The organism is Methylophilus sp. 42 (assembly GCF_000384155.1).
Classification (GTDB): domain Bacteria; phylum Pseudomonadota; class Gammaproteobacteria; order Burkholderiales; family Methylophilaceae; genus Methylophilus.
Genome location: NZ_KB913031.1, coordinates 1,353,708 through 1,379,667 on the forward strand (window position 1 = coordinate 1,353,708; position 25,960 = coordinate 1,379,667).

Below are 25,960 nucleotides of genomic sequence, written 5' to 3' on the forward strand. Positions count from 1 at the left end.
CAACTTTTCTTCACCTTTTCGTCAATATCTGTAAGTAATTGTTTTTAAATATCTAACAAGTCCTGGTATAGCTCAAAGTAGTGTTTTGCACTCGTTTCCCAACTGACATCCTGTCGCATTGCCTGTTTTTGTAGCTGTTGCCACTGACCAGAATTGGCATAAATATGTATGGCTTGCCTTAATGTGACCAAAAGTGTCGATGGATTATTTTCCGGCATTACCAATCCTGTCATCGTTTCAGGCAATATGCCATCAGCCATGAGGGCGCCGCCGTGCACAGAGTCTGCCAGGCCGCCAGTATTGGCGACCAGCGGAATCGTGCCGTAACGCAAGCCATACATCTGGTTCAATCCACAAGGTTCAAAGCGCGAAGGCATGACAAAAATATCTGTCCCGGCCATGATGCGATGTGACAGTGGTTCGTTGTAGCCGATGGTGACTACCACTTGCCCGGGATATTGTCGCATCAATGCCAGATATTGCTGCTCCAGCGCGGGCTCGCCGCTACCAAGCACTGCTAGCTGACAGCCGCTGGCCAGCAGCGCGTGCGCGATGTCGGCCAGCATATCCAGACCCTTCTGGTGCGTGAGTCGGCTGACGACACCAAGCAATGGACCAGTGGCGTCCTGGTGTAATCCTAGCTCTGCTTGCAAGGCCTGTTTAACCAGTTTTTTATTGGCTAAGGCGCTGCTGGTGTAATGCGCCGGCAAATAAGGGTCGCTTGCCGGATCCCACACTTGGGTATCTATCCCGTTCAGTATGCCGGTTAAATCGTCGGTTCTGTGCTGTAACAAACCCTGGAAACCAAAGCCAAACTGCTCGGTTTGGATTTCTTTGGCGTAGGTTGGGCTCACGGTGGCAAGCGCATCTGCGTAATATAGTCCGGCTTTCATAAATGACAGATGTCCATAAAACTCATAACCTGCTGGCTGAAAATCCTGCTCGCTGAGCATGAGTCTATGCCGCCAGTCAGCATGAAAATTACCTTGAAACGCCAGATTATGAATGCTAAACAACGATTTGGCCGGGCTGGCCAGTTGCTGCAAGTAGTAGGGCGTCAGTCCGCTTTGCCAGTCGTTGCAATGCACCAGGTCTGGTAGCCATGGCTGTAGCATATTGGGGACGGACAGCATGGCGGCCACCTTTGATAACAAACCAAAACGCAAGGGGTTGTCTTGCCACTCGCCATGTTGCGGGTGGTGGTAAGGGCCGCCTTCACGGTCATACAGCGCCGGGTAGTCAATTAATAGCAGCGGGATGTCAGTACCGGGCAGGGTGGTTTGGTAGAGCTCACAGCGTATATCGTGAAAGGCCTGTAGTGAACCAAGTAAGCGCGGCGCATCACACTGTGCCAGGATACCGCGGTAGGCGGGCAGCAAAATTTGAACATCCAGGCCCGTAGTGGCCAAGGCTGCTGGGAGTGCACCACTGACATCTGCCAAACCGCCTGTTTTGATTAATGGGAAAATTTCTGAGGTAACAAATAGTAAACGCAAGGGAATCTCTTTAAATCAACAGGCGGTGGGAGCTGAATGCTTTAAAACTTATGATACATTGCCTGCTAACGTTTTAGAAGGGCAATAAAATGAAATCTTGGTTGATGGTCGGATTAGGTTCGGCATTGGGTGCATGGGCACGTTGGGGGCTCTCTATCTGGCTCAATTCGATAGGGATGATTCCCTTGGGTACCTTGATGGCAAATGCCATCGGTGGTTTTTTAATGGGCATTGCGTTAGCGCTTTTTCAGACCATGCCACAATTAAGCCATGAGTGGCGCTTGTTTATTGCAATGGGTTTTTTAGGTGGCTTAACTACTTTTTCTACATTCTCGGCACAAGCATTTGTGTTACTGCAAAAACAAGCTTATGTGTGGGTTGGGTTGCATATCTTCACGCATGTTGTGGTGTCTGTATTGCTGACGATTATCGGCTATTGGTGCGTCATGCGCTGGCAAGCAGCATAAGCCCATCGATGGTGTAAAAAAAGAGGGCCATCAGGCCCTCTTTTTTATGGCGACTAGTCCAGGGACTGGTTACTTCTGGGTTTCAACCATCACCAGGCTTGGTTCTTCGGACGCTTTTTCGTCTTTCTTCCACTTGGCAGCGTTACGTGGTTTTTTCGCTTTGGCTGCGGTTTCTGCTGAAGCTGCGACAGGCTCAGACTTGGTTTCTACCAATTGAATGCCTGCATCTGTGGCACCTTCATTGGTGCTTGCAGCAGTTGCCTTGGTGGTGGCTTTGCGTTTGCGCGCAGGTTTTTTCTGTGCAGTCTCTGCCGTTGCTTCAGTCTCTACAACGGCTGCTGCCGCAGTTTCAACCAGTTCGATCGCTGGCGCATCACTGCCTTCTGGCGCGCGTTTACCGCGTGCTTTGCTGGTTTTCCCACCACGTGAACGGCTGCGTGGTGTTTTTTCTGCGGCAGCTTCATCTGCTTGAGGCGCATCCGTTTTAGCCGTGTTTGGTGTATCAACAGCTTCAGTGCTGGCTGTTGCAACGTCTTTTACCACTGGTTCAGCGGCGGCCTGTTTGGCTTCTGTTTTAGCTACTGGCGCTGCAGTTTCCGCGACCACCACCGGGGCTGCATTGCTTGGTGCAACTGCCTCAGTGGCTGTGGTGTTGACTGCCGCTTCAGCATTTGCCTGGTTTGGCGCATCTTCACGTTGACGGCGATCACGGCGGCCATGACGGTTACGACGATTGCCGCGTTCACCACGCTCCTGTTTGTTTTCGCCAGTTGGTGAAGTTAATGCCGGTTGATTGGCATCTGCTTTCACTTCCTGTGACTGTTGCTGTTGACGGTCCTGTCTTTCTTTCTGCGCTGGTCTTTCCTGTTGCTGACGTTCCTGGCGAGGCTTGTTAGACGTGTTTTCCTGCTGTTCTTTAGGTTGACGCTCACCTGTTGGGCGATCGGTACGGTCTTGCTGGCGTTCGCGCTGACGATCACGCTGGCGGTTGCGATTCTTGTTACGATCACGACCAGGCTCTTTGGTTTCGCGTGCTGGTTTTGCAACTTCTTGCACCGCTTCTTTTTCTTCCAGGCCCAACCAGGATTTAATCACGCCAAAGAATGATTTTTTCTGCTCGGTCACAGGGGCCGCAGCAGGTTTCTCTTCAACAATCGGTGCGGCAGTGGCGGGCGTAATGCCTTTTACGACGGCCTCGGCCTTAGCTGGCGCAGCGGCTTGTTGCAGGCTGTGCTGGTAATCGGACTCGCTAGGCAGGTCTACCATTTTGTAGCTGGCCTGCATGGTGTCTTCATTCACGTCATCCAGGCGAATGCGCAAGATGTTGTAATTTGGGGTTTCCAGGTGAATGTTTGGAATCAGCACCACTTCAACGCCGGTACGTTGCTCGATTTTGTGGATGTCGGCGCGTTTTTCATTCAACAGGAAAGTCGCGGCTTCGACTGGCAACTGCACCTGGATAATGGCGCTGTTGTCTTTCATGGCTTCTTCTTGCGTGATGCGCAGAATATGCAATGCAGTAGATTCAATGCCACGGATATGACCTGTGCCATTACAGCGTGGGCAGGTCATGTGGTTGGTTTCACCCAGGCTTGGGCGCAAGCGCTGGCGAGACATTTCTAGCAAGCCAAAGCGAGAGATTTTGCCCATTTGGACACGTGCACGGTCATGATGCAGGGCATCACGCAAGGCGTTCTCCACGTCACGCTGGTTGCGCTGGTTTTCCATATCGATAAAGTCGATCACCACCAGGCCACCCAGGTCGCGCAAGCGCATTTGACGCGCGACTTCTTCAGCAGCTTCCAGGTTGGTGTTGAACGCCGTTTGTTCAATATCAGCCCCTTTAATGGAGCGACCGGAGTTGACGTCGATAGACACCAGGGCTTCGGTATGGTCAATCACAATGGCGCCACCGGAAGGCAAACGTACTTCACGCGCAAATGCAGATTCGATCTGATGTTCGATCTGGAAGCGGGAGAACAGCGGAATTTCGTCCTGGTACAGTTTGACACGGGTGACGTTGCCCGGCATGACGTGATTCATAAACTGCAAGGCTTGCTCATGCACGTCAGCAGTGTCGATCAGGATCTCGCCAATATCCGCGCTGAAGTAATCGCGAATGGCACGAATCACTAGGCTGCTTTCCTGGTAAATCAGGTAGGCGCCAGGCTGGAAATTAGAAGCATCTTCAATCGCTTGCCATAATTGTGACAAGTAGTTCAAGTCCCATTGCAGCTCTTCGGCGTTACGGCCAATGCCAGCGGTACGCGCAATAATGCTCATGCCGTTAGGCACGTCCAGTTGTGCCATGGTGTCGCGCAATTCGTTACGCTCTTCACCTTCCACGCGACGGGAAACACCGCCTCCGCGTGGATTGTTTGGCATCAGCACCAGGTAACGGCCAGCCAGTGAGATAAAGGTGGTCAGTGCCGCGCCTTTGCTGCCGCGTTCGTCTTTGTCTACCTGGACAATGACTTCCTGGCCTTCCTTGATCACATCCTGAATGCGGGCGCGACCTTCAGGCTTGTCCTGAAAGTAACTACGGGCGATTTCCTTAAAAGGCAAAAAGCCGTGTCTGTCGGTACCATAGTCGACAAATGCGGCTTCCAGTGAGGGTTCAATGCGTGTGATTACGCCTTTGTAGATATTGCTTTTGCGCTGTTCTTTGCCAGCGTGTTCAATATCGAGGTCGATGAGTTTTTGTCCATCAACAATCGCAACGCGCAATTCTTCTGATTGCGTTGCGTTAAACAACATTCTTTTCATGTAAGGCTCCTAATCGAAGCCACAGAATAGACATGAGCGCAGGGCGGGCCGTGGTTATGAATTAACCACCAGAATTTAACGAGGAGGTGTGTGCAATGGCTTTTGCGATGCTAGTGTCTGGGTCTCAGCACAGCATGACAGGCATCAATATGCACACGTTTGAGTGTCAAAGCGCAGTGTGTGACTGCCCGCTGGATACTCGGTTTCTGCAAGGGTGCAGTGAGTGCGTGGCAGGTAGGTTGTCACCTGTATTATCCACCGCGATTGACTGCAAAAATAAAACCCTAAACAGAGGGTAATTTCGTTAAAATTCGGGTTTGGCAAACGCCGAGCTCATTTCTTTGTTTATTCTGCGTGAGCTTCGCGTTAAATCATTTCTAATTAATTATCGCTACTTGATGGCGAGCGGTATTCACCAAAATTTTTTTGATTCTGAATGCGCTGACTAGCCAGGAAAACCTGGCTTTTAAAATCTGGGCCCTGAAAACGCTGGGATTGGATGTCAGTGATGACGATAGCCTGCATATATATATGACCGCTATCGCCTGAAAGAGCGATGATTCAGAATCTCGACAGTATATCTATAAGTCCTGATAAAGCAAAGCACGACCTGCAACTATGAGCTCACAATTTCGACCCTCGTCATTACCGTCTGCGGAAACGGCTTCCAGCCTTGGTTCTGAGGCTGGACCCGCCAGTGATCGTGTCACTTACTTGCTGGTGGATGAAGCTTCGGAAACACAGCGCGTAGATAACTTTTTAGCCAAAGTGCTCAAAGGTGTGCCCAAGAGTCATATCTACCGTATTTTGCGTAGTGGTGAAGTACGCGTGAATAAAAAGCGTGTTGATGCCGAACATCGTTTGCAACTGGGTGATGAAGTCAGGGTGCCGCCTATCCGCACGGCCGAAGCCGCTGCAAAACCGGATGCGCCTGCGATTAAAGCTAAACTGGCTGAGCAAGTGATTTATGAAGATGATGCCATGCTGGCGTTGAATAAACCGTCTGGCATGGCCGTACATGGCGGTAGCGGCATCAGCCTGGGCGTGATTGAGCAATTGCGTTTGGAGCGGCCACAAGCCAAGTTCCTGGAACTGGTGCACAGGCTGGACCGTGAAACCTCAGGCGTATTGATGATTGCAAAAAAACGTTCGGCGTTGACTGCACTGCATGAGGCCATGCGTCATCACCACATGGATAAACGTTACCTGATCTTGGTGCAGGGACAATGGCAAGAGGCCAAAAAGAAAGTCACGCTGGATTTGCAAAAATACGTGACAGAAAGTGGCGAGCGTCGCGTGCAGGTGGTCGATGAGCCCTTGCTCAATGCAGAACCCGGCGGCAGAAAATCACTCAAAGCAAGTGGTCTGGTTGCCAAGCGGCATGCTGCCAAAGGTAAGTTTGAAGTGGAAACGCAGACCTCTGAAACCTGGTTTTACCTGCAGGAAGTGCTGGGGCAATGCAGTTTTTTGCAAGCCAAGTTAATCACTGGCCGCACCCATCAGCTGCGTGTGCAATTATCACATTTGGGATTTCCGATTTTGGGTGATGACAAATATGGTGATTTTGCCTTGAACAAGTTGTTAAGCAAGCAGGGCTTAAAAAGGATGTTTTTGCATTCCAGTGAAACACGTATTGCCCATCCGTTAACCGGCGAGCCTCTGCACCTGGTCGCACCATTGCCAGCAGAACTAGAACACTTTCTGCAACAACAACGTCAACTTAAGTCAGTAAAGTAATCGTTCGTGATAGGCGACAAAGTGGCCAGTGTTGCCTATAAAGTATATTAGGAAAATAACGCAGTGAAACAGTTTGATTTAGTGGTTTGGGATTGGGACGGCACCATTGCCGACTCGACTGGCATGATTACGCAGGCATTGATCAAAGCGGCTGATGAGGCCGGGTTGCCCGCACTGAGCGAAGAGCGCGCCCGTAGCATCATTGGCCTCGGTTTACGAGAGTCGATCGAGGTGCTGTATGGCGATATCCCCGAGCTCCAGGCGCAGGCGTTAGCAAACAACTACCAGCGTCTTTATTACGCCAACGAAAACAATATTTTATTGTTTGCTGGTATTGCAGACACGATTGCCACCTTGGACCGTAAAGGTTGCAAGCAAGCGGTGGCGACCGGTAAAGGGCGGCGTGGATTAAACACCGCGTTGCAGCAGTCAGGGCTATCCAAATTTTTTAATGCGACCAAAACCGTCGATGAATGCTTTTCAAAGCCACATCCGCAAATGCTGGATGAACTCATGGACGATCTGGTGGTGATGCCTGAGCGTACGTTGATGATAGGCGACTCGCAATATGATATGCAAATGGGTAAAAATGCTGGCGTCATCACAGCGGCAGTCAGTTATGGTTCGCAAACAGCCAGCCATTTACAGCAGTATTCGCCAGATCACCTGTTTCACGATGTGGCAACATTAAGCGCCTGGTTGCTGGAACAAGCATGAGTGAGACTGCGTTAACGTTTAACAGCGATGCCTTGCAGGAAAAAGGCGATGGCCTGCGGTTTGCCATGCCCATGTTAGGGCCCCATGCGACTGGTTTTCTGGTGCGTTTTGAAGGCAAGGCCTATGCCTATGTCAATCGCTGTGCCCATGTGCCGGTCGAACTGGACTGGGAACATGGCAAGTTTTTTAATATGACGCAGGAGTGGATTATTTGTGCCACGCATGGCGCGATGTATGCGCCACAAACCGGGCACTGTGTGGTCGGTCCTTGCCAGGGCAAGCGTTTATCTGCCATTCCGGTGACAGAGGAAGCGGGTGTGATTAAGGTGCACCTGGATCAATTCTAGGGTGTGGGATGAATTCTAATGTGTGGGATCAATTCTAGTGGGTTGTTTGGGGATTAAAAATAGAATCCTGGCAAACCGCTAAAAGTTGTTAGAATAGCTAAAATTTATTGACGAAAGTTGAGTTATGCAAGAAGAAAATCAGCAGTCATCTGACCCGAAACAAGCGAATCAATCGCCGGACTGGGCCATTCGTACGGTGGAAAAAATTGCGCTGGCCGGGCTGCAAGAGCAAAAATCTGCCAGACGCTGGTCGGTATTGTTCAAGTCACTGACCTTTATCTACCTGTTTTTCCTGCTCATGACGTTTCTGGGCTGGGTGGGCCAAAACAAAAATGCCTCTACTGCGCATACAGCCTTGATTGACCTTTCCGGCGTGATCGAGGCAGGTGGTCAGGTCAATGCTGATGCGGTGATCAGCAGCCTGAATGATGCCTATGATAACAAAGGCACCAAAGGCATTATTTTGCGTATCAATAGTCCGGGCGGCAGCCCAGTACAGGCCGGCATTATTAATGACGAAATTCACCGTCAGCGTAAATTACACCCGGAAATTCCGGTGTATGCGGTGGTGGAAGACATTTGTGCATCTGGTGGTTACTACATTGCCGTCGCCGCTGACAAAATTTTTGTCGATAAAGCCAGTATCGTCGGATCTATCGGCGTGCTGATGGATGGGTATGGGTTTACCGAAGTCATGAAAAAAGTCGGTGTGGAGCGCCGCCTGATGACGGCTGGTGCTAATAAAGGCATGCTGGATCCGTTTTCCCCCGTGAATCCTAAGCAACAGGCTTTTGCACAAAGCATGCTGGATCAGATTCACCAACAGTTTATTACGGTGGTGCGTGAAGGTCGTGGCAGCCGCCTGAAAGAAAATGAAGAAACCTTTAGTGGTTTGTTCTGGAACGGCGAAGAAAGTATCAAATTGGGCCTGGCGGATGCGCAGGGTAGCGCTGAATATGTCGCGCGTGAGGTGATTAAAGAGTCTGATATTGTTGATTTCACTTATCAGGAAACCGTGGTGGACCGTTTTGCCAAGAAGCTGGGTGCCAGCATGGCGCAGGAGCTGGGCGTGAGTGCCAAGAACCTGTTACCGACACTGCGATAACCTGAGCAATATATTTAAAAGGGACCTCGTGGTCCCTTTTTTATTGCCCATATCTTTAACATATTACCAGGCGAAAATAGAGATGCTTAAACAACCACCCGTGACAGTTAGGCTGATCGCGTTAGAAGACTATGAAAGCTGGTGCCTGTTATATGCCGCTTATGCGGAGTTTTATGCCGTCAGGCAAACCTCCGCCATGCGCGACCAGGTCTGGCAATGGCTGCAGCAATCTCCACCTGTGATCTATGCCTTGGTCGCAGAGAATGTAGAGGGGCAGGTATTAGGTTTTTTGCATTACCGCGTATTTGCGCGGCCATTAGCGGCGTCACTGGGCGCTTATGTGGATGATTTGTTTGTTGTGCCGGAAGCCAGAGGGCAAGGTGTTGCGCAGCAATTGATTCAGGCAGTTGCCCAGATTGGACGGGAAAATAAATGGTCAGTGATTCGCTGGATGACTGCAGAAAATAATCTGCGTGCAAGAGCCTGTTATGACAAGCTGGCTGAACACACGCATTGGCAGACTTATGAAATTAAATTGCCGATATTAAACTGAGGCCAAGATGAGTGAGCAGGGCGACTGCTCACCACATCAGTATTATTTTTTAGTTTTATTTTGCTCGTTACGCTGTTTCAGCTTGGCGCGCATCTCGTTTTTGCGACGACGCATGGTCACCAGGCCTTCACCTTTTTTGCGCTCTTCTTCTTTGTCAAACGGGTTTTCACCCTGGTTGTATTGCACGCGTAAAGGCGTACCCACTAATTGGAAAGCCTTGCGGAAAATACCTTCAAGATAGCGCGTATAACTGGCTTTAATGCCATCAATATGGTTACCATGTATCACCACGATAGGTGGGTTTGAGCCACCTTGGTGCGCATAACGTAACTTGGGGCGAATGCCGCGGCTAATTGGCGGTTGATGTTGCGTTGTTGCTTCGCCTAATACACGCGTTAACTGCGGCGTCGCCAGATCGATCATAGCGGCCTTAAAGGCCACGTCTACTGAAGCCAGTAACTCATTGAGGCCTTTTTTGCGTAGCGCTGAAATATAGTGAAACTTGGCAAAGTCGAGGAACTGCAATTTACGGTCAATTTCGCGCTTGATCCACTCGCGCTCATCATCTTGCAGGCCATCCCATTTGTTAATGGCAACTACTAGTGCGCGTCCGGCATCAACAATATAAGCGGCCACGTGCGCATCTTGTTCGGTAATGCCATCCTTGGCATCGACCACCAGAATAGCCACATTGGCGTCTTCAATTGCCTGCATGGTTTTAATGACAGAGAATTTTTCAACGGCCTCAAACACTTTGCCACGTTTGCGTACACCGGCAGTATCAATAATGGTGTATTGCTTGCCATTTTTCTCGAGCGCAATTTCGATGGAATCGCGTGTGGTGCCGGGTTGGTCAAACGCAATCACGCGATCCTCACCTAACAGGGCATTGACCAGTGTGGATTTGCCGACGTTAGGGCGGCCAACAATCGCAATTCTTGGCGTGTCATGATTGACTGGCTCAGCAGCTTCGGGTTCTTTTTCGCTGATGGTTTCCAGTGCCAGTTCGATCAGGTCGCGCACACCCTCGCCGTGGGCAGATGAAATGGATAAAGGATCGCCCATGCCCAGTTCATGAAAGTCTGCACTGACGATGGCTTTGCGCATGCCTTCGGTTTTGTTGACGGCAAGTAGGATAGGGCGCTGCGCTTTGCGCAAGGTTTGCGCAATGGTGAATTCCTGTGGCGTCAGGCCAGCACGCGCATCCACCAAAAAGATAATGACATCGGCTTCGTCGATCGCCAGCAGGGTTTGCTTGGCCATTTCCTTCAGAATTCCGGTGTCTGCGGTCGGCTCAAAGCCGCCGGTATCAATCACCAGGTAAGGTTGGCTGGCACCCAGGCCGCGGCCATAGTGGCGATCACGTGTCAGGCCAGGTAAATCGGCAACCAGCGCATCACGCGATCTGGTTAAACGATTAAATAAGGTGGATTTGCCGACGTTAGGCCGGCCAACAAGTACGATGGTAGGTAGCATTATTTGTATGTGACTGCGTAAAGGTGGCCGTCACGCGACTGCGCAAAGAACTGATTGGCATTGCTGCCTGCAATCAGCGACATCAGGGGTTTGGAACCCAATTGTAGTCGACCAACGAAACTGCCATCATCCTGGCTGAGTAAGTGGATATAACCTTCGAGATCGCCGACAGCCACCACATTGCTCAAAGGCAGCGGCACTGTCAAATGGCGATAGCCCAGGTTGCCCTGGCGCCAGAAGGTTTTACCATTGGTGCTGTCCAGTGAATAGACTGAACCCATGGTATGGCTTAGGTAGATTTTGTTATTTTCTGCGATCAGGCCGACGTAGCTGGAAATATCACGGTTCCACACCACCTGTCCACGCTGGCGGTCAACGGCGGCCACTTTGCCCTGATAGGCGACCACATAGACCAATGGTCCATCGACAAACGGCAGGCTGGTGATGTCGGCAATACGCTCGATTTCTGTCACGCCTTTAGGTTGGGCAACAGTCGCTTCCCATACCAGTTTGCCATTGTCAGCACGAATCGCGACCAGTTTCCCGCCAGGGAACCCTGCATAGACTGCGCCGCTATCAACCACAATACCCGCTTGTGTTTTGAGTGAGAGGGAAGGGGTGGCGCGCTCATAAGACCACTTGCGACGGCCATCTGCGGCGTCAATGCCGTAAATATGGTGGTCGCTGGTGCGCACAATGACCGTACCATCGTAATAACGGGGTTGTCCTTGTACTTCGCTACTGAGTACGGCACTCCAAAGCTTTTTACCATTGACGTTTAAAGCAAATAAGTGTCCCTTGCTGGTGCCGACCAATACCAGTCCGCCCCCCAGGCCTGCACCGCTGCTGATGGGCTCGCCGAGTTCGGTTTCCCAGATTGTTTTGCCGGTTTCAGCCGACAATTGCATTACGCTGCCTTCAGCGTTGACGGTGTAAATCAGGTTGTCTGCCAGCACTGGCGTATAAGTGAAGCGCCCGGGTGAACCTACATCCACTGACCACTGAATGCGTGTTTCATAAGAGGACTTGATCTCTTCCAGCTCGACGGGCGGGTTGGCCGGTTCTGCGCCAAAAATGCTTTCACTGATATTGGTTTTAACATCATTGAATGCCGTGCATGCAGACAGCCCGCTACCGAGTAAAAGCAAGGCGGCGAGCGTGGCATGTTTAAGTGAGTGCGGCTGGTTGCGCAGAGCAGGTAAGAGAGACCTCATTGGCAATTACCCCAAGGCATCCAGCTTTTGCTGGGTCAGGTAAAACAGTTTGCCTTCTGGGTCCAGGCCTTGCAGTGCTTTGTTGTAGGCCTCTTTGGCTTCTTTCTCTTGCTTGTTAGCAATGTAAATATCACCAAGCAAGGCGTTTTTGATGCCATCAAAGCCTTTGTCGTCAATGGCGGACAAGGTTTTTTTGGCGTCATCCAACGCGTTACGTTCAATTTGCAAACCGGCAATTTCAACCGCGGCCATCTGTTTGATGGCTGGCTCTTTAGCTTCAGCCAAGGCCCAGCGCAGTTGCTTTTCTGCAGCGTCTGATTGTTTGGCTTCATGCAGTGCACGGGCAGCAAACAGCGCAGCACGGCCAGCGTATGGCGTCATGCTATAGTCTGCTTCAATGGCTTGCGCATCTTTACTGATTTGCTCGGCTTTTTTGCTGTCAACATCCAGCAGCGATGTGCTGACCAGGGTTTGGTAAGCGGTGGATGCAGTGGTAGCCTTGCTGTTCATCCAGGATTGGTAGCCTTGCCAGCCACCATATGCCACTGCGGCGGCAATTACCAGGCGAGTGGCCAGTTTTCCATGTTTATTCCACCAGGCTCTAAACTCGTCCAGTTGTTCCTGTTCTTCCAAATCGTATGCCATTGCAATGTTCCTGCGTGTTCTTATTGAATGAAGGTGAGATTAAGCGGTTATTGCACGTAACCCATGGCCGGGAATCGCGCTAAGTAACTGTTGTGTATATTTTTGCTGGGGAGCATTATAAATGGTTTCTACGCTTCCTTGCTCAATTACTTTGCCTTTTTGCATCACCAGTACCTCGTCTGCAATATGCCTGACCACGCGTAAATCATGGGTGATAAACAAATAACTGAGCCCCATTTCCTGCTGTAATTGCTTGAGTAGCAGCAATATCTGCGCCTGTACCGACACATCCAGTGCGGATACTGGCTCGTCACAAATCAATAATTTTGGTTGCAGTATCAGGGCACGGGCAATGCCGATACGCTGACGTTGGCCGCCGGAGAACTGATGCGGATACTTGCTTGCATCGTCAGCTTGCAAGCCGACTTTTTCCAGCATCTGCACGACGCTGTCATGCTGTTGCTGTGTATTGCCGATGCCATGGATGACCAGGCCTTCTGCAATAATTTCGCCGACCCGCATTCTGGGGTTGAGTGAAGCAAACGGGTCCTGAAACACCATTTGAATATGGCGGCGCGCGGTGCGTAATGCCGATTTATCCAGGGCCAGGAAGTCCTGGCCGTCGAAAATGACTTCACCGCTATCCAACGGTAATAAACGCAAGATGCCGCGTGCCAGAGTAGATTTGCCACTGCCGGATTCACCAACCACTGCCAGGGTCGAGCCTTGTTTGAGTTGCAGGCTGACATCGTCCAATGCGTGTATGGTGTGCGCGTGAAGGCCCAAGGTGCCGGTGCGCTGGCGATAAGTTTTATGCAGATGGCGTACTTGCAGCAAAATATCAGTCATGGTGGTTCCATCAGGCTGGCGTCAGCCAGTCATAGGTCATGGGCTGCAACACTTTTTTGCCTTCGGCATCTGGTACGCAGGCAAGCAGGGCGCGTGTATAAGGGTGTTGTGGCGATTGCAGCACTTGCATCACGCTGCCGGATTCGACAATCTCACCCCTGAACATGACGATGACTTCGTCGGCAATATCGGCAACCACACCAAAATCATGCGTGATGAACAACATGGCCATCTGCAAGCGGTTTTTCAAATCGTCCAGCAAGCGTAATACTTGCGCCTGCACGGTGACATCCAGGGCCGTGGTGGGCTCATCCGCAATCAGTAAAACAGGTTCGCAGGCAATGCTCATGGCAATCATCACGCGTTGGCGCTGGCCGCCGGAAAGCTCATCCGGATAGCTGTCTGCCCGCGTGGGATCTATACCCACTTGCTCCAGCAATGCGGCTACTTTTTGTTTGAGCGCCTGACCTTTGAGGCCCAAGTGTGTTTGCAACGGTTCGCCGATTTGAAAGCCAATGGTCAGCACCGGGTTCAGCGAAGTCATCGGCTCCTGGAAAATCATGCCCATTTGTCTGCCACGCAGGTGCTGCATGGCGGTTTCATTGAGCTGGCCGATATCCTGACCCTGAAAAAACACTTGTCCTTGCATGCGCAATTGCGGTGAAAGTAATTTCATGACACTCAGTGCAGTCAGGCTTTTACCGCTACCAGATTCACCGACGATGCAGGTGGTTTTGCCACGTGCCAGGGTCAGTGATACCTGGTTGACCAGCTTGCGCTCAGGTGATTGCGCTGGGCTAATACTGAGTTGATGGATGCGCAGGATTTCTGTCATTCGATGTTATAGACCACAGTCACGACCACACGCGCAATTTTATCTACAGTGGATTTATCGTAAATGCCACCATAGCTGTTGTCGCTGTCTTCACCGCCGGTGGCAGGCAAAATATAAAACGCGCCCTGGCTGGCAGACTTCATGACGCCTACCTTGACACCATCCTGTTTGACAAACTCAGTCGCCCGCGTGCGCGCATTTTTCGTGGCGTCGGCAATCAGTGACATTTTGACGGTTTCCAGATTGCTGACCAGGAATTCTGGCGGTTGTGAAGTCACTGGGTGATTGTCTGCACGCAAACTTAAAATAGCCTGGTTGGCGGCCGCGATTTTTTTGAGGTCTTTGCTACTGATATGCACACTTTGGTAGCCCTCAAAGCCACGTTGTACCTGGCGCGGGCTGTCATGTACATATTCTTCTTCGTAATGCGGCCCCAGTGTTTGTACATCCACGGTACGCATGCTGGAATCCAGGCCTTGCAAATCTAAAAAGTTTGCCAGTACGGCACGCTCACGATCAATCGCCTGCAGGGTTTCTGCCTGGGTAGGCGCTACCACGCCGATATTGATGGTCCATTGTGCGCGGTCGGCTTTGACTGGTTTTTCTGCCAGGCCTTTGACGGTGATGGATTGCTGGCTGGAGACGGCATGTTTTGCCTGCACGCCAAGAATAAATGCTGCGGACGCCATGCCCACTGCCAGAAGCAGGCCTAATGCCGTCATGGCATTAAAAAAGTGTTTTTGCTCTGACATCCGGCCTCCTATGGCATGAAACAATTAACTGGATTGTACGATGTTCAATACCTGATCAAGACTCACACGTGCTTGTTCGCCTTGTCCCAGCATGGGTTTCAGGCTGAGCTCATTGGCTGCCGCTTCGTCATCGCCTAAAATGGCCGCAAATCTGGCACCACTGCGATCCGCTTTTTTCATCTGCGATTTGAAGCTGCCACCACCGGCATGCAGCACGACATTCAAGCCCATGCTACGCAGACTTTCGGCGACGGTAAAGGCTTTCTGCTCGGCCAGTGCACCGACATTGACCAGATAGATATCTGCCTGGTTACTTGCAGTGACGCCGTATTCTTGCATGAGCAGGAAAACACGCTCCAGGCCGATGCCAAAACCACAGGCAGGCGTTGCGCTACCGCCGCCGATGCGTTCTACCAGAGTATCGTAGCGGCCACCACCGGCAATGGTGCCCTGGGCGCCCAGTTTGGTGGTGACCCATTCGAACACGGTGCGGTTGTAGTAATCGAGCCCGCGCACCAGTCTATGATTAATGGTATAAGCAATGCCTGCCTGGTCGAGCAGGGCGCACAGACGTGCAAAGTGCAGTTTGGAGGTGTCACCCAGGCAATCCATCAATTTAGGAGCTGCTTCGCACATGGCTTGCATGCGTGGATTCTTGGTATCCAGGATACGCAAAGGGTTGCTTTGCAGGCGGCGCTTGGCATCTTCATCCAGCAGGTCTGCGTGCTGCTCAAAATAAGCAATCAGGGTCTGGCGATATTGCGCGCGCTCATCCGCATCACCGATACTATTTAACTGTAATTCAACGTCGGCAATCCCTAGTGCTTGCCATAGCCGTGCTAACAATACAATTTGCTCGGCATCGACATCCGGGCCTTCAAAGCCAAATGCTTCAACACCAATCTGGTGAAATTGGCGCTGGCGGCCTTTTTGCACGTTTTCATGGCGGAACATCGGGCCCATATACCACAGGCGCTGTGGGCCATTGTAGGTGAGGTTGTGTTCTACCACCGCGCGTACACAGCCAGCAGTGCCTTCCGGACGCAGGGTCAGTTTGTCGCCGTTGAGTTTGTCTTCCCAGGCATACATTTCTTTTTCAACAATATCGGTGTGCTCACCAACGCTGCGCACAAACAACTCGGTGGGTTCGACCAGCGGCATGCGGATGTTGTTGTAACCATACTGGCCCAGGATACGGCGTGCGGTATCTTCCAGTTTGAACCAGAGCGGTGTGGCCTCCGGCAGAATGTCGTAAAAGCCTTTAATCGATTGAAATTTTTGTGTCATGAGATACTAAAGTGCGATTATTCTAGAGTGCGACGATGGGAATGATGCTGGATTTGGCAGCGCGCAGCTTGCCGCCATCGGCGTAATGTGTACGGACGTATTCGTCCACAATTTGTTGAAATTCTTCGGCGATATGGTCGCCTTTTAGGGTGACGGTTTTTTCACCATCGACAAACACTGGCGCGACAGGGACTTCGCCCGTGCCAGGTAAGCTGATGCCAATATTGGCCAGTTTGGATTCACCAGGGCCGTTGACGACGCAGCCCATGACGGCCACATTCAGGGTTTCCACCCCGGGGTATTGGGCACGCCAGACCGGCATCTGATTACGTAACCAGGTCTGGATTTGCAATGCCAGCTCCTGGAAATAAGTACTGGTGGTGCGGCCGCAGCCAGGGCAGGCCGTGACCAATGGTGTAAATGAGCGTATGCCCATGGTTTGCAGAATTTCCTGCGCAACCACCACCTCTTTGGTACGGGATTCGGTCGGCTCAGGCGTTAATGACACACGTATGGTGTCGCCTATGCCTTGCTGTAACAAAATGGCTAACGCTGCGGTAGATGCAACAATCCCTTTAGAGCCCATGCCGGCTTCAGTCAGGCCTAAATGCAAAGGGTAATCACAACGTTTGCCCAGTTCCTGGTATACCAGCACCAGGTCTTGTACATTGCTCACTTTGCAAGAAATAATGATTTGATTCGGGCTTAAGCCTAGATCGACCGCTTGTTGCGCGCTTTCCAGTGCAGATTGAATCAGTGCTTCACGCATCAATGCGTCGGCAGATAAGGGATTGGCGGCTTTGCCATTATCATCCATCATCTGCGCCATTTTGGCCTGGTCCAGACTGCCCCAGTTCACACCAATACGCACTGCTTTTTTATAGTGGATGGCGGCTTCAATCATGGCGGCAAACTGTTCGTCACGCTTGCTGCCTTTGCCGACATTGCCTGGATTGATGCGGTATTTTGCCAGTGCTTCGGCGCAGTCCGGATAGGCTTGCAACAGTTTGTGGCCGTTAAAGTGAAAGTCACCTACCAGCGGCACATTGCAGCCAAGTGCATCCAGGCCCTTACGAATGGTTGCCACTTGTGCCGCCGCTTCGGCGCTGTTGACGGTAATACGGACTACTTCTGACCCGGCTTGCCATAGTTCATAAACCTGGGCGATCGTGCCTGCGGCATCTGCCGTGTCAGTGTTGGTCATGCTTTGCACCACCACGGATGCGGTGGACGAGCCTTGCAGGCCACCGCCAACCGCAACGTGTCCAACCATGACCTGAAGGCTGTTTCTACGGGATATCATGGTTATTTCAATTGAATGCGTGCAACGCGGCCACGGGTAGCCTGCGTTAAATCATAAGGCTGGTTATCAATCGTCAGCTGGGTGCCACTGGCATGACCAACTGTGATATTGACCGGTTTTTCGGTTGTGACCTGACGTTCAGAACCCGCAGGCATCACTTCGCTAAATACTTTCTTGCCTTGCATATCCTCAATACGAACCCAGGAATCTTCATTGACTTTAAACACCAGGCTTGCTTTTTGCGGCTCAGTGGCTTGCAGGGTGGTACTTTCTGCGGCCTGCGTGGTGGCTGGCGTAGGCGTGCTCACAATGGTGTTATTGGCAATGGCATTATTCGCAGACAGTGTATTGGCTGCATTGCTTGTTGCGTCATTGCCAGTCACTGTTGCTGCCGGCACTGCATTGTCGGCAGTCGTTGTCGTGCTGGCATCTACATTTTCTGTGACGGGAGTAACTGGTGTTGTTGTGGCTGGCGCGGGCACAGCTTCAGGTGCCGGGATGGCAATTTCCTGTCCGGTGGTTTCGCCGATTTCATCCACATCAAGTGCCAAAGCAGCATCTTTCAAAGCTTGTGGCTTGATATGGTTGATATAAAAATAGGCCGCAATGCCTGCCAGAATGAGGAAGATCAGGAATGTTAACAGCCGTTGCGGGCGAAACACAGGCACCGGCTTATCGATCACTGATCGGCTGGCATTAGAGCGCACGCTGAGTGGTAACGGTGCTTTGTTGGGCACGATGCGCTGATAGGCTTCAAGAATCGGATTGACGTCAATATTGAGCAAGCGCGCATAATTGCGAATAAAGCCACGCACAATGCTTGGCTGTGGCAATTTCTCAAAGTCATCCTGTTCAATCGCCTGAATCTGTTTGATGCCCAGTCTCAGTTGGCTGCATACCTCATGTATGCTCAGGCCTTGTGCTTCACGCGCCGCTTTCAGTACGTTGCCGCAACCTGAACCATAGGCCAGGGTGGCACTTGCTGGTTGTGGGGCGCTCTCTAATGCCATCGAAGCACCATATTCTTCAGGGGCATCAGATGCCGGCGCGTGTTCGGCAGGGGTTGTCGTCTGGATAAATTCATCACTGGCTTGTCCCTGCTGACTCTCCATAGCCACCTGGTAGGCCTGGCCAGACACCTGGTCGGTCTCTGCCTTGCGTTTGCGACCGCGTTTAGGCTTGTCTGTTGCCTCTGCCGGTACAGGATTGACGTTGGTTTTGTCTTCTGACGTCACGTGCATTTACTCCATTTTCAGCAATTGTTTGGTTTCGTTGGCATTGGGGAACAATTTATGCAATTGAACGCTGTAGTAGCTGGCATCATCCGGCATTTGCAATGCCCGGCAAATGCGTACTGCCAAAAATAATGACTCTGGTGTGGGGGCAACGTTCACACTATTTTGTAAGGTATTCAACGCCAGTGCTGGTTCGCCACGTGAAAATTGCAGATTGGCCAGTTGATAAGCACTGGCATGCGCCAATGGATCGACTTGCAAGGCGTGAAAGAAATAGTTCTCTGCCTGGGTTTTCTGTTGTGCACGCAAGGCACAGACGCCCGCATTGTAAAGCGCAATTTGTGGTGTTTTATACAGCGGGTTTTTCACCGCCTGCATAAATTCTTTTTGTGAGGCGTCATATTTGCCCTGGTCGCACAAAAAACGACCATAGTTATTATGCGATTCAGAGTTTGCCGGTTGTAGCTGGATAGCGCGTTTAAACGCTTCTTCAGCGCGGCCTTGTTCGCCAAGGGTGGCGTATACCAGGCCCAGGCCATTGTAAGCAAGTGCATAGTTGGGGCTACGCTCAACGGCCGTGTTGAACTCTTCCAGGGCGACTTCATAACGTCTGAGGCGAAAATATTCTGCGCCTAATTCCGTGTGCACGCGTGCAGATTCCACATCGCCGGTTTCGCGGCCTATGGGTTGCTGTTCATACGGTGAATTGTTGCTATTCGACGATGGGTTTTGCGCACAACCTGTCAGCCACAGCGCAGAGGCCAGGGTAAGCATGACCGCGGATGGCGTGAAGAAGGTTGTTTTCATGGCTTACTGTTCCGGATGAATCGCAATGGTTTTTTCTGTACGTCGGGTTTTGTCCAGCACCTTGCCAGCCAGTTGTCCGCAGGCAGCATCAATATCATCGCCGCGTGTCTTGCGCACAGTCACGACAAACCCAGCCTGCATTAACATATCACGAAACGCGCGCACCTGCATCGGTTTGGACGTGCCGTAACCGCTGTTAGGGAACGGGTTAAAAGGAATCAGGTTAAATTTGCACGGCACATTGCGCACAATATTAATCAGTTGCTTTGCATGTTCCAGCGTGTCATTCACGCCATCCAGCATCACATATTCAAACGTCACAAAGTCACGTGGTGCTTTGACCAGGTAACGCTCACAGGCCGCCATCAGGTCTTTGATCGGGTATTTCTTATTGATGGGCACAATCTCGTCGCGCAAGGCGTCGTTAGGCGCATGCAGTGAAACAGCCAAAGCGACCGGGCAGTCTTCTTTCAAACGGTCCATCGCTGGCACCATGCCGCTGGTCGAGAGTGTCACGCGACGGCGGCTAAGGCCATAGGCGCTGTCATCCAGCATGATCTGCATGGCGGTGACCACGTTGTCATAGTTGGCCAACGGCTCACCCATGCCCATCATCACCACGTTAGAGATAATGCGTTCGCCTGGAGGCAATAAGTCGTAGCCTGGCGCCTGGCGCAAGGCATGGTTGGCAATCCACAACTGGCCGATGATTTCGGACACATTGAGGTTGCGGTTAAAGCCCTGACGACCGGTGCTGCAGAATGTGCATTCCAACGCACAGCCCACCTGGCTGGAAATACACAGCGTGCCACGGTCATCTTCTGGGATAAAAACGGTTTCTACACTATTGCTGGTGCCGTCTTTAAGGTTGTTGGTGCCGACCAGCCATTTGCGTGTGCCATCATCAGACACTTGCTCCAGCTGGATATCCGGCAGTTTGAATTCGGTTTCCTGGCGCAGTTTTTCGCGCAGGGTTTTGGCAATATCGGTCATCTGTTCGAGATCAAGAATCCCGAAATGATGCATCCAGCGCATCAATTGCTTGGCGCGAAAAGGCTTCTCGCCGAGGCTTGCAAAGTACTCGGCGAGTTGCGGTTGGTTAAAGTTGAGTAAGTTAACCAAGTGTATTTCCTAGTTCGGTATTCATTTAAACGTCAATCACTGACGAAAATTGTGATTAGCCGAAGAAGTATTTGATTTCGATCGCTGCATTTTCCAATGAATCGGAACCGTGCACAGCGTTAGCATCAATGCTTTCAGCGAAGTCAGCACGGATAGTGCCTGGCGCTGCATCTTTAGGGTTAGTTGCACCCATCAGTTCGCGGTGTTTCAACACAGCGTTTTCGCCTTCCAAGGCCTGAATCATCACTGGGCCGGAAATCATGAACTTCACCAGATCGTTGAAGAAAGGACGCTCTTTGTGCACAGCGTAAAAGCCTTCAGCTTCTGCTTGTGTCAATTGTGCGAATTTAGCAGCCACGATTTTCAAACCGGCGTTTTCAAAACGGGTGTAGATTTGACCAATCACGTTTTTTGCAACTGCGTCTGGTTTGATAATGCTGAGTGTGCGCTCTAAAGCCATGAGAACTCCAAATAATTAATTAACAAGAAAAACAAACGACTATTCTACTATTTTTAACGTGATTGATAAACCGCATTCATGCACCTAAGTCGTATTCACACACCTAAGTGATGACTTGTATCCGTTTATTGCTTTAAATAGCAGGCATTCATTGCTTTATTTTTTTTATCTATCCCAGTGAGTTGTTTTATGATGTGCTAAGCGAGTTGTTTTATGATGTGATGGTTTCTAACGATCACGTGCATATTCGCCATTGAGATGGACGATCAAAACGAGAGACCTATAAGCCATGACAAATCAACAAGACATCATGCATGCATGCCCGGCCTGTGGCTTGCTATGTGATGATATTTCGGGGGATGCCATTGCCAGACAGCAGTTTTCGTGTGGCAAGGCAGCAAAATTCTATGCGCGGGTGAGCGCAGGTGCAGCGCCAGCGGTGGGTGGCCGTGCTGCGTCACTGACGGAAGCGGTGAAAGCGGCAGCGGCTTTGCTCAAGCAGGCAAGCGCACCTCTGGTGGCGGGCAGCAGTACTGATGTACATGGTGCACGCGCACTGGTCAGCCTGTCTCATGCGACCGGTGCGGCCATGACGCATATCAACGCCAGCAGCACTTTGCGCAATATGAAGGTGTTGCAACATCGCGGCTGGCAGACGACGACGCTGACAGAAGTACGCAACCGCGCTGATGTGATTCTGATGATAGGCACGGATGTCGTCAGCCATAACACCCGTTTCTTTGAACGCGTGGTGTGGGTGGATGAAGCCATGTTTACCGAACCAGCTGCGCGCAAGATTATTTACCTGGGCGGCGATAAGCTGAATACCAAGCCTGGCGTTGCGCCGGATGGTCGTGCCCCTGAGGTGATTGCCTGTGCTTCTGAGTCTTTGCCAGAAGTCGTCGCCACCTTGCGCGCGCTGGTGATGGGCAAGCCAGTGACGGCTGAAACCGTCGCCGGTGTGGCGGTGGGCAGTTTGAAATCACTGGCGGACACGTTGAAAACCGCCAAATATGCGACGCTGGTGTGGGTATCCAAAGACCTGCATTACGCGCACGCTGAACTCACGATCGAAAATATGACTGAAACTGTGGTTGCGCTAAATCAGAAGAGCCGTGCCATGGGCTTATCCATGGGTGGTAGTGATGGTGACACCAGTGTGAATTATGCGCATACCTGGCTCAACGGCGTCATTATTGATGCGCCGGAATGGGAAAGTCATGATGCGGTCGTTTGGGTGAATAGCTACAGCCCTAATGCCATGCCGCCTGCAGGCATAGCCCCAGTGATTGTACTGGGCGCGCCTGACAGCACATTTGACACGGCACCTGCCGTGTTTATCCCGGTGGCGACGCCAGGCCTGGATTGTAACGGCCAACAATTTCGTGTCGACGGTTCGGTGACTTTGCCACTGACTGCAGCCAAGCCTTCTGACTTGCCAACTTTGTCGCAAGTAGTGGCCCTGATAGAAGCCCAATTAAAAGGAGATTTGGCATGATTACGCTACTCAAAAATGCCAAAGTGATTGATCCTGCCCACCACAAAGATGGCGTGGTACAGGATATTTATATCCGCGATGGCCGTATTATCGCCAAACCGGCCGACAGTGAAAAAATCGGCCAGGTGCACGACCTCAATGGCAAGATTGTCATGGCCGGTGCCATTGATATGCATAGCCATATTGGCGGCGGTAAGGTCAATATTGCACGTATGCTGCTGCCGGAATATCAGGCCATGCGCAAACTGGACGAACCTGAAGCACATATTTGTGGTGCCAACTGTAGCCATCACGCGACGCCGAATACCACCGATACCGGCATGCGCTATATCGAGATGGGCTACACTGCGGCGTTTGAACCGGCAATTCTGGCGGTGAATGCACGTCAGGCGCATATGGAGATGGGTGATACGCCCATGATCGATAAAGGCGGTTACGCCATGCTGGGCAACGATGATTATTTGTTGCGCCTGCTGAGCCAGAACGCCGACCAGAAAACCATTAATGACTACGTGGCGTGGACCTTGCACGCGACGCAAACCATCGGTATTAAAGTGGTCAACCCGGGCGGTATTTCTGCTTTCAAGTTTAATGAGCGTCGCCAGGATTTAGACCAGCAACATAGCTATTACCACATTACGCCGCGCCGTATTCTGCAGGCCTTGAGCCGCGCCGTGAACGAGATTGGTATTGCCAAGCCCTTGCATGTGCACTGTAACAACCTGGGCGTAGCCGGTAACTTCCAGACCACGCTGGATACCATGGGGGCCAGCGACGGCTTGCCCATGCATTTGACGCATATCCAGTTTCACAGCTATGGCACAGAGGGTGACAAAAAGTTTTCTTCTGCTGCGGCCAATATTGCGGAAGCGATCAACAGTAACAAACACATTACTGCCGATGTCGGCCAGATCCTGTTTGGGCAAACAGTCACCGCCTCTGGTGACAATATGATGCAGCATTTAAACGCCAAAGTTGCCAATCCGAAAAAATCGGTGATTATGGACATTGAGTGCGATGCTGGCTGTGGTGTCGTGCCATTTAAATACCGCGATGAAAACTACGTCAATGCCTTGCAATGGGCTATTGGCCTCGAAGTGTTCTTGAGTGTCGATGATCCTTGGCGCGTGTTCCTGACTACCGATCACCCGAATGGCGCACCGTTTACCAGCTATCCACACCTGATCCGCTTGCTGATGGATAAAACCTTCCGTAATGATGCTTTTGATAAGCTCAACCTGGATGCGCAAGCCATGAGCAACCTAAAGTCATTGGATCGTGAGTACAGTTTGTATGAAATCGCCACCATGACACGTTCAGCACCAGCCAAATTGATTGGCCTGCAAGACCGCGGTCATCTGGGCATAGGCGCAGCGGCAGATATTACGGTGTATACCGATCAGGCCGATAAAGAAGCCATGTTTGCCAAACCTGACCTGGTGTTTAAAGACGGCGAACTGGTGGTAAAAGAGGGCAAAGTGGTGAAAGTAGTATGGGGCGCAACGCATACCGCCAAGCCTTCGTTTGATGTGGGTGTAGAAAAAGATATCAAGCAGTATTTTGACCGCTACCACACCATGCAAATGAACAACTTTAAAATTTCCAATGACCAGATTGCGGAAGATGGCCGCAACCATGTCATTAACCATACGCAGGGGTCATGATGGTTATTAACGGAGTAGAGATTGACGATACCTTTGCCGAAGCATTCAATATGCGCGGTACGCGTATCCTGATTACCGCGCAAAACCTGCGCTGGGCGTATAACGCCGCCAATGCCATGACTGGTTTTGCCACCAGCGTGATTGGCTGCGGCGTAGAGGCGGGCATCGAGCGTGAATTGACTGCAGACGAAACGCCGGATGGCCGTCCAGGCCTTAGCGTGCTGATGTTCGCCATGGGCAGCAAGGTGCTGATGCAGCAACTGGAAACGCGCATGGGACAATGTATTTTGACTTGCCCGACAGCGGCTGCGTTTGCTGGCATTGAGTCTGAAGATATGATCAGCCTGGGCAAGCATTTACGCTTTTTTGGCGATGGCCACCAGGTGTCCAAACAAATTCCGGATGCCTCGGGCAAACTCAAGCGCTATTGGCGTATCCCGGTCATGGATGGTGAATTTTTAACTGAAGAAACCACCGGCATGGTACGTGCCATTGGCGGCGGCAACTTCCTGGTGTTGGGCGCCAGCCAGGCACAAGTGCTCACTGCCTGCGAGGCAGCGATCGATGCCATGCGTAAACTGCCTAACGTGATTATGCCGTTCCCAGGCGGCGTGGTGCGCTCTGGCTCCAAGGTGGGTAGTAAATACCCGAAAATGTTCGCCAGTACCAATGATGCATTCTGCCCGACGCTCAAAGGCGTCGTGAAAAGCGAGCTCGATCCGCGCGTCGAAAGCGTGATGGAAATTGTGGTCAACGGCCTGACGTTTGAAGATATTGCGATTTCCATGAAAGCGGGTATTGAAGCGGCCTGCCGCCTGGGCAAGGAAAACGGCATTTTTCGTGTTTCTGCCGGTAATTACGGCGGCAAGTTAGGTCAACATCACTTTAAACTGCGCCCAATTTTAAGCGGGGAGGTTACCGCATGAGTCACATCACTTTAACGGCGAAAGCGGTTGCGCGCAGTGTCGATTGCCGCACTTTATTGCCACAAGCCTTACAAGGCAAAACCGTGGCCGAGATTACAGCCATGAAACTGGCTGCAAACTTAAGCGTGGCGGATGTGTTTGAAGTCAGTGTCGACACGACTTCAGAAGCCCCGGCCGTGACATTCAAAAACACCACTTCTGCCCATCAATATATCGGCTTTGGCATGACCAGCGGACAAATTAACGTGACAGGGGATGCCGGAGATTTTTTAGGTGCGCAACTGCAAAACGGCGTGTTGATTTGCAAAGGTAACGCCGGCGCCCGCGCAGGCGACCGTATGCGTCGTGGCATGTTGCTGATTGAAGGTAACGCCGGTGATTATTGTGCTTCTGACATGATGGCTGGCACGCTGGGTGTACTGGGTACAACGGGCGCATACCTGGGCTATGGCATGAAGCGTGGTACCTTGTTATTGGCGAACACACCAGCCGCGCAAGCGACCTGGATAGACTGTGGTTTTCACACACTGCCTTTCCTCAATATCTTGTATAAGTCTTTCAAGCGACTGGATAGCCGCTTTGCACAGGTCAGCAGCCAACGCGTGCAGCGCTGGATGGGCGATATGGGTGGCCTGGGCAAAGCTGAAATCCTGGTGATCCAGCCCTGATAAGCTGTTTTTTCGATGTTTGATGAACGGG

24 protein-coding genes are annotated in these 25,960 nt (G+C 51.5%); 10 read left to right on the plus strand and 14 right to left on the minus strand.

Annotated features, from left to right (window positions below):
- Positions 1 to 44 precede the first annotated feature (44 nt).
- On the minus strand, positions 45 to 1,496 hold the full coding sequence (gene glgA, locus MET42_RS0106665) for a glycogen synthase GlgA (RefSeq protein ID WP_019882076.1): 1,452 nt from the start codon (positions 1,494 to 1,496) through the stop codon (positions 45 to 47).
- Between the two features lie 89 nt (positions 1,497 to 1,585).
- Here glgA and crcB point away from each other — a divergent pair, with 89 nt between their 5' ends.
- On the plus strand, positions 1,586 to 1,963 hold the full coding sequence (gene crcB, locus MET42_RS0106670; RefSeq protein ID WP_024929945.1) for a fluoride efflux transporter CrcB: 378 nt from the start codon (positions 1,586 to 1,588) through the stop codon (positions 1,961 to 1,963).
- Between the two features lie 69 nt (positions 1,964 to 2,032).
- Here the strand turns inward: crcB and MET42_RS0106675 are convergent, their stop codons facing one another.
- The gene (locus MET42_RS0106675; RefSeq protein ID WP_019882078.1) at positions 2,033 to 4,729 is read right to left on the minus strand and encodes an Rne/Rng family ribonuclease; all 2,697 of its coding nucleotides are present in this window, start codon (positions 4,727 to 4,729) and stop codon (positions 2,033 to 2,035) included.
- Between the two features lie 618 nt (positions 4,730 to 5,347).
- Here MET42_RS0106675 and MET42_RS0106685 point away from each other — a divergent pair.
- From MET42_RS0106685 to MET42_RS0106705, 5 genes are all read left to right on the plus strand, one after another.
- Positions 5,348 to 6,466: a pseudouridine synthase gene (locus MET42_RS0106685; protein ID WP_019882081.1), complete on the plus strand. Its 1,119-nt coding sequence runs from the start codon at positions 5,348 to 5,350 to the stop codon at positions 6,464 to 6,466.
- A 63-nt stretch (positions 6,467 to 6,529) separates the two neighbouring features.
- Positions 6,530 to 7,183 carry an HAD family hydrolase gene (locus tag MET42_RS0106690; protein WP_019882083.1) on the plus strand — a complete coding sequence of 218 codons (654 nt, stop codon included), beginning with the start codon at positions 6,530 to 6,532 and terminating at the stop codon, positions 7,181 to 7,183.
- The gene (locus MET42_RS0106695) at positions 7,180 to 7,530 is read left to right on the plus strand and encodes a Rieske 2Fe-2S domain-containing protein (RefSeq protein WP_019882084.1); all 351 of its coding nucleotides are present in this window, start codon (positions 7,180 to 7,182) and stop codon (positions 7,528 to 7,530) included. Before MET42_RS0106690 ends, MET42_RS0106695 begins: the two co-directional genes overlap by 4 nt.
- 124 nt (positions 7,531 to 7,654) lie before the next feature.
- Positions 7,655 to 8,635: a S49 family peptidase gene (locus MET42_RS0106700; RefSeq protein ID WP_019882085.1), complete on the plus strand. Its 981-nt coding sequence runs from the start codon at positions 7,655 to 7,657 to the stop codon at positions 8,633 to 8,635.
- An 82-nt stretch (positions 8,636 to 8,717) separates the two neighbouring features.
- Positions 8,718 to 9,188, plus strand: a complete 471-nt coding sequence (locus MET42_RS0106705; RefSeq protein WP_019882086.1) for a GNAT family N-acetyltransferase — start codon at positions 8,718 to 8,720, stop codon at positions 9,186 to 9,188.
- A gap of 42 nt (positions 9,189 to 9,230) precedes the next feature.
- On the opposite strand, the gene der is transcribed toward MET42_RS0106705, so the two are convergent.
- The 12 genes from der to ndk are packed head-to-tail and all read right to left on the minus strand — an operon-like array spanning position 9,231 to position 21,173.
- Positions 9,231 to 10,664 (minus strand): ribosome biogenesis GTPase Der, encoded by a 1,434-nt coding sequence (gene der / locus MET42_RS0106710; protein WP_019882087.1) that lies wholly within the window; start codon positions 10,662 to 10,664, stop codon positions 9,231 to 9,233.
- The gene (gene bamB / locus MET42_RS0106715; protein ID WP_019882088.1) at positions 10,664 to 11,878 is read right to left on the minus strand and encodes an outer membrane protein assembly factor BamB; all 1,215 of its coding nucleotides are present in this window, start codon (positions 11,876 to 11,878) and stop codon (positions 10,664 to 10,666) included. The genes der and bamB overlap by 1 nt, the downstream gene beginning before the upstream one ends.
- A 6-nt stretch (positions 11,879 to 11,884) precedes the next feature.
- Positions 11,885 to 12,523: a tetratricopeptide repeat protein gene (locus MET42_RS0106720; protein WP_019882089.1), complete on the minus strand. Its 639-nt coding sequence runs from the start codon at positions 12,521 to 12,523 to the stop codon at positions 11,885 to 11,887.
- 39 nt (positions 12,524 to 12,562) lie between these two features.
- Complete coding sequence (locus tag MET42_RS14570) at positions 12,563 to 13,372, minus strand: ATP-binding cassette domain-containing protein (protein WP_019882091.1); 810 nt, start codon at positions 13,370 to 13,372, stop codon at positions 12,563 to 12,565.
- A gap of 10 nt (positions 13,373 to 13,382) precedes the next feature.
- Complete coding sequence (locus tag MET42_RS14575) at positions 13,383 to 14,207, minus strand: ABC transporter ATP-binding protein (protein WP_019882092.1); 825 nt, start codon at positions 14,205 to 14,207, stop codon at positions 13,383 to 13,385.
- On the minus strand, positions 14,204 to 14,959 hold the full coding sequence (locus MET42_RS0106735; RefSeq protein WP_019882093.1) for an SIMPL domain-containing protein: 756 nt from the start codon (positions 14,957 to 14,959) through the stop codon (positions 14,204 to 14,206). The genes MET42_RS14575 and MET42_RS0106735 overlap by 4 nt, the downstream gene beginning before the upstream one ends.
- Positions 14,960 to 14,983: 24 nt before the next feature.
- Positions 14,984 to 16,246, minus strand: a complete 1,263-nt coding sequence (gene hisS, locus MET42_RS0106740; protein ID WP_019882094.1) for a histidine--tRNA ligase — start codon at positions 16,244 to 16,246, stop codon at positions 14,984 to 14,986.
- A gap of 22 nt (positions 16,247 to 16,268) precedes the next feature.
- Entirely contained in the window at positions 16,269 to 17,549 is a 1,281-nt protein-coding gene (gene ispG / locus MET42_RS0106745; protein WP_029512353.1) for a flavodoxin-dependent (E)-4-hydroxy-3-methylbut-2-enyl-diphosphate synthase, read from the minus strand.
- A gap of 2 nt (positions 17,550 to 17,551) precedes the next feature.
- The gene (locus MET42_RS0106750) at positions 17,552 to 18,790 is read right to left on the minus strand and encodes a RodZ domain-containing protein (protein WP_019882096.1); all 1,239 of its coding nucleotides are present in this window, start codon (positions 18,788 to 18,790) and stop codon (positions 17,552 to 17,554) included.
- Positions 18,791 to 19,591 carry a type IV pilus biogenesis/stability protein PilW gene (gene pilW, locus MET42_RS0106755; RefSeq protein WP_019882097.1) on the minus strand — a complete coding sequence of 267 codons (801 nt, stop codon included), beginning with the start codon at positions 19,589 to 19,591 and terminating at the stop codon, positions 18,791 to 18,793. It lies immediately after the preceding gene.
- A 3-nt stretch (positions 19,592 to 19,594) separates the two neighbouring features.
- Positions 19,595 to 20,713, minus strand: coding sequence for a 23S rRNA (adenine(2503)-C(2))-methyltransferase RlmN (gene rlmN, locus MET42_RS0106760; RefSeq protein WP_019882098.1), 1,119 nt, complete (start codon positions 20,711 to 20,713; stop codon positions 19,595 to 19,597).
- A 55-nt stretch (positions 20,714 to 20,768) separates the two neighbouring features.
- Positions 20,769 to 21,173 carry a nucleoside-diphosphate kinase gene (ndk, locus tag MET42_RS0106765; RefSeq protein WP_019882099.1) on the minus strand — a complete coding sequence of 135 codons (405 nt, stop codon included), beginning with the start codon at positions 21,171 to 21,173 and terminating at the stop codon, positions 20,769 to 20,771.
- Positions 21,174 to 21,462: 289 nt separating this feature from the next.
- On the opposite strand from ndk, the gene MET42_RS0106770 reads away from it, so the two are divergent.
- The 4 genes from MET42_RS0106770 to MET42_RS0106785 are packed head-to-tail and all read left to right on the plus strand — an operon-like array spanning position 21,463 to position 25,929.
- Positions 21,463 to 22,671, plus strand: a complete 1,209-nt coding sequence (locus MET42_RS0106770; protein WP_019882100.1) for a hypothetical protein — start codon at positions 21,463 to 21,465, stop codon at positions 22,669 to 22,671.
- The gene (locus tag MET42_RS0106775) at positions 22,668 to 24,335 is read left to right on the plus strand and encodes a formylmethanofuran dehydrogenase subunit A (protein ID WP_019882101.1); all 1,668 of its coding nucleotides are present in this window, start codon (positions 22,668 to 22,670) and stop codon (positions 24,333 to 24,335) included. Before MET42_RS0106770 ends, MET42_RS0106775 begins: the two co-directional genes overlap by 4 nt.
- Positions 24,335 to 25,261, plus strand: a complete 927-nt coding sequence (fhcD, locus tag MET42_RS0106780) for a formylmethanofuran--tetrahydromethanopterin N-formyltransferase (protein ID WP_019882102.1) — start codon at positions 24,335 to 24,337, stop codon at positions 25,259 to 25,261. Before MET42_RS0106775 ends, fhcD begins: the two co-directional genes overlap by 1 nt.
- Complete coding sequence (locus MET42_RS0106785) at positions 25,258 to 25,929, plus strand: hypothetical protein (protein WP_019882104.1); 672 nt, start codon at positions 25,258 to 25,260, stop codon at positions 25,927 to 25,929. Before fhcD ends, MET42_RS0106785 begins: the two co-directional genes overlap by 4 nt.
- Positions 25,930 to 25,960 lie beyond the last annotated feature (31 nt).